The sequence below is a fragment of the Luteibacter sp. genome (genome assembly GCF_051958795.1).
Taxonomy (GTDB): domain Bacteria; phylum Pseudomonadota; class Gammaproteobacteria; order Xanthomonadales; family Rhodanobacteraceae; genus Luteibacter.
In genome coordinates, this window is the sequence record NZ_JBQCFT010000336.1 from 20,967 (window position 1) to 27,360 (window position 6,394).

A 6,394-nucleotide genomic window follows, 5' to 3' on the forward strand; every position below is an offset into this window, starting at 1 on the left:
TCTGCCGGCGTGGCTCGCATCTTTCTCTGCCATCAACGTGAAGGAGCACGCATGACCGTTGTCCGACGACTATTAAGGACCGTGGCGCTCGTTGTGGTCAGTAGTGCGACTTTCGCCTGCAGCATTTTGAATCCCCCGCCACCGAAGCCCGACGCCACCGGCGCGGTCAGGGTCAGCTGCAGCATGACGACGGGTGGCGGAAGCGATGCTATGGCGTTCTGCGATCAGCGAGCCCAGGAAGCATGTGACGGACCGGCACTCTTGCTCGAGTCCAGTTTCGGTCCGCCACCGGTGGATCCAAAGACCGGTTTCCCGATTGCCGGCGGGTCGCAATCAGGCGTGGCGCGCTATCAATGTACGCCACGATGAAGAGCGTAACGGTTACGCCCACGCACGGTATTATTTTCGTGCTCGATCCTACAAACAAGGAAGCTGTGATTCCCGAGTACGATCATGACATGGTCGTCAGTTACACAAGTACGTGTGCGTCGGTCGCAACTCAAGCTTCGGTTGATGGAGAGACGGAACTTTTCCTTGGGCAAGACGCGCCAGAAATGGACGATCTCATCCAGGTGGCCGTTTGCGATATCTCGTTCCCGAGCGGGCTGGTGGCGCTTATGGATTCGGGTGACGATCGATTCTCGGAACTCAGGATAGGGGACACCCGAGCCACTGTGGTGGTATGGGTTGATACGCTTAACGGTCCCACTCGAGTGGTGGTCCAGATAGCGCCGGGTGAGCCATCATGATTCTGCATCAGCTCGCGTACTGGCTAGACCATATCCTCGCCCCGGTGGTGATGATCGATGGACTCATCTTCTTCAAGGACGGGTCAGAGTCCGAGGCGAGCCTTCGCGAACGCATGCGTCGCCATCCTTCTGTGGAGGTCGCCCAGGCTTTCATGAACACGGTTTTTCTCGAGACCTTTATTACGGAGATTTGCGGGGGCGACTGGACATCGGACGACCCGTCGGCGCGGGCCATCCTGGCGATCGTCCGTAACGCCTGGTGTGCCAGGGTGGCATCCGACTTCCCGGGGATCGAATTCTGGATTGAAGACGTGATTGACGATGAGGTCGGGGATTTTGGCCTTTGCCTTCGATCTAAGGTGCGTGTGTAGAGACGCTCAAGAACCATGGGAAACAAAAGATGGGGTCAGGTGAAGTGACGTCACACACTGATTCAGCATCCGAAGGAATCGATTGGCTGAAGACCGCCAAGCACATCATTTCTGCCGCCGAATTCGTCGAGCGAGAAAAGGTGCTGATACTGGTCAAATTTGACGGAGAGCGGGAGAACGGCAGGATCTGCACGGTCGACATCGACGGGAACGGAAACGATTCGCTGAACCTTCGTAGTGAATCGCGGGACCTTCAGGGTGCCGTCTCCAATGCGTTTCCTTTGGCCCCAGCGATTGATGAAACAGAGGCCAGGGCGTTGGGCGACATCCTGATGAGATGGGACGGGTGGGCAAGGGCGGGTTACGTGCTCGGACTACAGATCTTCTGGAACGGCGAATCGGTGTTCTATTCCGTTTATGTCCTGGGTGAGCGAGGTGCATTTGAGCGCATTGGGGTGCGGGGAAGTGCCTTACTCGATGTGATGATCGAAAGCGCGCGACAGGTTGAGGCGCGAACTTAGGGGAAAGTGGTAGTCGAGATCGCGAGTTATGGCGGATATTCCCGGGAAGCCCTAGCTCAACCGGCTATGCGTTGGCGAAGGAGATCCTTCACAAGGAGAGCGACTTCGGATGGCGCCTGCAACGGCACAAGATGCCCAATTCCCGGCAGGACACGAAACTCAACGTCGTTAAGCCGCGGAAGCAATTCATTCCGGTGCGCATCGACCGGATCGACCTTGTCTTCACCACCGGCAATGACGAGCACCGGCACACGGATGTGGCGCAGCTCCGCGCTGATGTCCTCCTGGCTCATCACCAACGGCCAGCCCGCTTTCGCACCCGGAGCCCCCGCGAGGCTGTCAGCAATGACCTGCTCGTGCAGATCGGCGGGTAACGGGGAGGAAACCAGCATGTTCTCCAGCGCGCCCTCGATACTCTCGCGCGTGTCGTAGACATTCACGAAACCGGCGAGCACCTCAGGCGGGAGCGCAAGGGGCGTTGGCGTTGCCGGTGCGACCAGCACAACCCCACGCAGGCCGGCGGGATTCCGGGAGGCAAGCAATTGAGCCACTTTCCCACCCATCGAGTGGCCTACAAGGACGAAATCCGTGAGCCCCTTGTCGCTGATGAGCGACTCTATATCGTCGGCAAGCACGCCCAATGTGTAACCGTCATCCGGCTTCTCCGACTGCCCCCAGCCGCGAAGATCGACGGCGACGGTATGCATATCAGCGGGCAGGGCGGCGATAACCGGCGCCCAGGTTCGCGATGAACCGCCGTAGTAATGGAGGAATACCAGCGTCGGGCCGCGTGTGCCTTTCTCGCGGATATGGAGGGTCGGACGGGAGGAGAGTGTGGCGGACATGGTGCACCTGCGTTCCGGGAAGGATGGACCTATCCTATGGACGAGGTGCGCCCGCGATTAGTAGCTGGATCGGACCGACAGTCGGTCAGGATCAGAGCGAATGGACCGGGGCGGAGCAGGGTGTTCAAGCCCCCTCACCGCATCCTCCGCCTCGCTAGGTATTCACTGAAGCCTGTAGTGCCGCTGCAAGCCCTGCATCACCTGAAACCAAATCCTTCCACGCAAGCTCGATGCCGTTGCGCTTCCCCTTCTCAACAAGCTTTAACCCATCAGGGTCGATCGTCAGCGTCTAGGCCTGCTTGCCGATGACCAGTTCACGCTTGAGGGGTTTGTCGAGGGGCGTCATGGCGTGGCTCCGGTATGGGAGAGCAGGAATGTCCAACATTTTTGCTCATTTTGGGGGTATCGGCGACGCGCTCGTCCCGGCCTAATGGCGTACAGGGCGGTCACGCTTTCCGGGACGCCCCAAGGGGAACATTCGACCGACGCCAGGGGCAGGAGTGGGTGATGCGGCCAGACATGTCAGTGAACTTCAACGCGCTTCCACAGACGGGTGTACTGGTCATGCCGTCGGAGCGGACGGCCACCGTGCAGACCGGTGCCATGCTAAACCGCCTTCTCGATTCGCTGTGGTCGCGCCAGGCGCTCGGCACCATCAACTACGCGGCCACCCGTGGCAAGCCCCTCCTCGTGGCCTATGGAAACGAAGACGGAAGACCCGACACGGGCTTGCTGCTCCAGCCCGTCAAAGGTTGCCACGAAGGGCTGCCTATCGCGTCGAGGCTAGCCGCGATCCTGGTGAAGCTGATCCAGCAGGGTCCGATCTCCGCCAGCGCATCGCTCGAAGTGGCCCAGGCACTGCGCCTGGCGTCCTCGACCGTTCCGCCCGAATCTTCACAGGCCGTGCCCGTTCGGACCCTCGCGCCGTGGCAGCGTGAGCAAGCCGTGGCTTTCATGGACGCGCGCCTCACGGAAGGCTTCACCACACCGGATGTCGCCGCCCAATGCGGCATGTCATCAGGGCGCTTCTCGGTGGCGTTCCGGATGAGCTTCGGACGCTCCATCCGCCAGTGGGTCATCCAGCGCCGTATCGAGCTCGCCCAGGAAATGCTCTTGCGAGAAGACGTCACCCTCGAGGCCGTGGCCACGGCGTGCGGCTTCGCCGGGCAGTGCCACTTCACCCGGCAGTTCTCCAGAGTCGTCGGTATCCCACCGGGGGCCTGGCGCCGGCGCAACAGCGTGGCGGCGGCTTGAGCCTTGCGCTCTGCGCGAACGGACGGATGGATTGGTTCTGATCTAGCCACAATCTGGCGGCTTGCGCTCGTATAGTAGCCGGGTCATGTTGAGGGGAAGCACGATGGATTGGTTAAAGCGCCTCACTGGAAGAGCCCCGAAGGCCAAGCCCGAACGCACCGAAAGTCCTGGTCAGGTCGTGGATCCAACAGAGATGTTGGCGGACGCACTGGTGCAGCACGGCATAGAGCTCGGCCGTACTGGCGACATCCTCTTCTTGCCAGGGGACCTTGGTCTTAGGGCTTTCATCCACGATTTGCCTTCGACGAATGAAGGCACCTTCCTCGTTGCTTTCGAACTGGTGGCCGCCAGTCCGCTCACGGCGAATAAGCCGATTTACTCCAGCATGTTCGGCCACGGTGATTCCCGCGAAAAGGCCGTGGCCAACAGCTTCGTCAAAACAATGATCGGCCCGCTCCACGTCGTGCTGGAATCCTTGTCCAACCACGTGTGCGACCCACCCCAGGCCCTGCTGGAAACCTGGACATCGGCGACGGCGAGCTGGAACGTCTTCGAAGGGCAGGTGATCACCGAGGAGTCGGAAGGACCAACGCATTCGCTCACGAGGATCTACCGGGAATACGGTTGGCCCGCCCTCCGCCGGATGTTCGAAGCGACGCAAAGCCGCGGGCCCCACGCCATTAGCGTCACGCTGGCCAGCTTCAACGGAGAGGTAAGTGGCATCGATATCCTGCTGGATAACGAGCCGTGGCTAGAAGCTGTCGAGCACTTTCGTACACTACCGTGGCAGTCAGGGCCGGGCTATGAATCCGCCCGGCATTTCGCCCTTGCACTGGAAAAGGCCTCGACGGCGTGAGAGCGACGGCAAAACGGAGCGGGAGGAAGTCATGAATCGCGACGCGACCATCGCTCTGCGCCTGCTCCGAACCGACGAGGGCGGCCGGAAAGGTCCGATTCTGCCGGGCATTCTCCGCGGAATGATGACGTTCGATGGCACCCAGTGCCATGATTTCCGCGCCAGGATCGACGAGGATCTTTATCCCGGGGAGGCGCGGGAGTTGGACGTCGCCTTCCTCTGCCCCGACCTTGTTGCTCCAAAAATAGTCGTCGGCACGCCATTCGTTCTGATGGAAGGCCGTCCTATCGGGCACGGTCACATGCTCGCGTGCATGATCTGACCCCCGCCACATACCATTGGCCGATACCCAGCCACCGGCGCCAGGCGTACCGTAGTGGTTCCACTGGGAGGCTTGCCATGGTCACGTTCTCGGTGCGGTGCACCGATCAATCCGCCAGCGATTGCCTGAAAACCGTCGATGTCGATATCGGGGTTCCCGAGCTCACGCCGGCGCAGCTTTCGGAGATCTTCAAGGGCGCGCCGCTGCGGCCCCCAGCAAAAGAGCCGGAGGCCGCGAAGCTCATGGTCGATTCGACTTTCTTTGTACCGGTCAGTCTTGACGACACGGTATGTGAAGCATGCTCAAGGGATCGATCTTCGGAGATCCCCGACCTCGATTAACCCTTCACCTCAGGCGCCACCACGGTCTCAACCCGCCCGGTGGTCACGTCATAAACGAGCCCTGAAATCGCAAACCCCGCCGGAATCGCCGGGTTGGCACGCAACGCCTCGACATCAAGCGCGACCGCTTCATACGGATTGGTAATCGCGAGCGTGTCCAGTTCCGCCTCCGGCACACCCATGTACGAGGCGAGCAGGCTGGGCGCGTGGTGATAGCACCCGGCGATCCCGCATTGCGTGTGCTGGACCACGATCAGGTTCCAGCCTTCGCCCAGCGGCGCCCCGCCAGCTTTCGCCACGGTGTCCAGGATGGTCATGGTCTCGAGCAGGGCAGGGTTCGACCGTCCGCCGACGTTACGGATGATGGCCGCCTCACCGGGCTGGAGTCCCAGCACATCCATCGGATCGACGCGCGGGTCGACGCAGCCGATGATCATGGTCTTCTTCGAAGGAATGATTTTCAGCCCCGCGTCAAAACCGGTTTCGGCAAACGACGCATTGCGGGCAAGCAGTTCACTGACAACGTTCATTGCAACCTCGGGAAGTGGGGTGGAGTCGGGCACCGGGAAGACCGGCGCCCGGTACGCATCAGCGGGCGTTGAGCCGGTCGGCATGCAGGCGGGCGAATTCACCGACGGTCATGGAGCGCTTACCGGTAATGACTTCGATGTTGTTATCGGCGCCAGACATGTGGCCGTTCTGGTAGTCACGCATCGCGCCATCGAAGTGCTGGACGATGTAAGCCGGCACACCCATCTCGGCAAGTGACTTCACGTAGTCCTCGACGGGCAAATCCTGGAAGACGATCGTGCGGCCGAGGGCTTCGGAGAGCTCGGCGGCCATCTGCTCATGGTTCATCTCGACCGGACCCGACAGCGGCACCACCTTGCCGATGTAGTCGCGCGGATCCTGGAGAAGAGAGGCGATGGCGCGGGCCTGGTCGTCGGCGGCGATCGGCGAGTGCGTGCCCTTGCCGACCGGCATGCGCAGGACGCCTTGCTGCAGGAACGGCAGCTGCCAGGGGTAGAGCATCCATTCGAGGAAGTATGTCGGGCGAATATGGATGACCGGCACGCCTGACCAGTTGAAGACCTGCTCGGCGATGTCGGTGTCGCGGCATTAATCGCTGTCGGAT

Annotated in this window: 10 protein-coding genes and 1 pseudogene; 7 read left to right on the plus strand and 4 right to left on the minus strand. The window is 61.1% G+C overall.

Annotated elements, in window-relative coordinates:
• The first annotated feature begins 365 nt into the window (after window positions 1-365).
• From ACTHLF_RS17605 to ACTHLF_RS17615, 3 genes are read left to right on the plus strand one after another with little or no spacing between them, the layout of a single operon-like run.
• Window positions 366-749, plus strand: coding sequence for a hypothetical protein (locus tag ACTHLF_RS17605; RefSeq protein WP_440329004.1), 384 nt, complete (start codon window positions 366-368; stop codon window positions 747-749).
• Complete coding sequence (locus tag ACTHLF_RS17610) at window positions 746-1,120, plus strand: hypothetical protein (protein WP_440329006.1); 375 nt, start codon at window positions 746-748, stop codon at window positions 1,118-1,120. Before ACTHLF_RS17605 ends, ACTHLF_RS17610 begins: the two co-directional genes overlap by 4 nt.
• 29 nt (window positions 1,121-1,149) lie before the next feature.
• On the plus strand, window positions 1,150-1,641 hold the full coding sequence (locus ACTHLF_RS17615; RefSeq protein ID WP_440329008.1) for a hypothetical protein: 492 nt from the start codon (window positions 1,150-1,152) through the stop codon (window positions 1,639-1,641).
• Window positions 1,642-1,697: 56 nt separating this feature from the next.
• Here ACTHLF_RS17615 and ACTHLF_RS17620 read toward each other — a convergent pair whose 3' ends face one another.
• A complete protein-coding gene (locus ACTHLF_RS17620) occupies window positions 1,698-2,486 on the minus strand; it encodes an alpha/beta fold hydrolase (RefSeq protein WP_440329009.1) in 789 nt (262 codons plus the stop codon).
• A gap of 154 nt (window positions 2,487-2,640) precedes the next feature.
• A pseudogene (locus tag ACTHLF_RS17625) lies at window positions 2,641-2,832 on the minus strand (hypothetical protein).
• A gap of 161 nt (window positions 2,833-2,993) precedes the next feature.
• Here ACTHLF_RS17625 and ACTHLF_RS17630 point away from each other — a divergent pair.
• The 4 genes from ACTHLF_RS17630 to ACTHLF_RS17645 all read left to right on the plus strand — a co-directional run bounded on the left by ACTHLF_RS17630 (window position 2,994) and on the right by ACTHLF_RS17645 (window position 5,259).
• Window positions 2,994-3,740, plus strand: coding sequence for a helix-turn-helix domain-containing protein (locus ACTHLF_RS17630; RefSeq protein WP_440329010.1), 747 nt, complete (start codon window positions 2,994-2,996; stop codon window positions 3,738-3,740).
• Window positions 3,741-3,843: 103 nt separating this feature from the next.
• The gene (locus tag ACTHLF_RS17635) at window positions 3,844-4,596 is read left to right on the plus strand and encodes a DUF6348 family protein (protein WP_440329011.1); all 753 of its coding nucleotides are present in this window, start codon (window positions 3,844-3,846) and stop codon (window positions 4,594-4,596) included.
• A gap of 31 nt (window positions 4,597-4,627) precedes the next feature.
• Window positions 4,628-4,918 (plus strand): hypothetical protein, encoded by a 291-nt coding sequence (locus ACTHLF_RS17640; RefSeq protein WP_440329012.1) that lies wholly within the window; start codon window positions 4,628-4,630, stop codon window positions 4,916-4,918.
• Between the two features lie 77 nt (window positions 4,919-4,995).
• Window positions 4,996-5,259: a hypothetical protein gene (locus tag ACTHLF_RS17645; protein ID WP_440329013.1), complete on the plus strand. Its 264-nt coding sequence runs from the start codon at window positions 4,996-4,998 to the stop codon at window positions 5,257-5,259.
• Here the strand turns inward: ACTHLF_RS17645 and ACTHLF_RS17650 are convergent.
• Together ACTHLF_RS17650 and ACTHLF_RS17655 are read right to left on the minus strand one after the other, a co-directional pair.
• Window positions 5,256-5,873: a carbonic anhydrase gene (locus tag ACTHLF_RS17650; protein WP_440329015.1), complete on the minus strand. Its 618-nt coding sequence runs from the start codon at window positions 5,871-5,873 to the stop codon at window positions 5,256-5,258. The two genes, ACTHLF_RS17645 and ACTHLF_RS17650, sit on opposite strands and share 4 nt — an antisense overlap.
• On the minus strand, window positions 5,848-6,333 hold the full coding sequence (locus ACTHLF_RS17655) for a hypothetical protein (RefSeq protein ID WP_440329017.1): 486 nt from the start codon (window positions 6,331-6,333) through the stop codon (window positions 5,848-5,850). Before ACTHLF_RS17655 ends, ACTHLF_RS17650 begins: the two co-directional genes overlap by 26 nt.
• Window positions 6,334-6,394 lie beyond the last annotated feature (61 nt).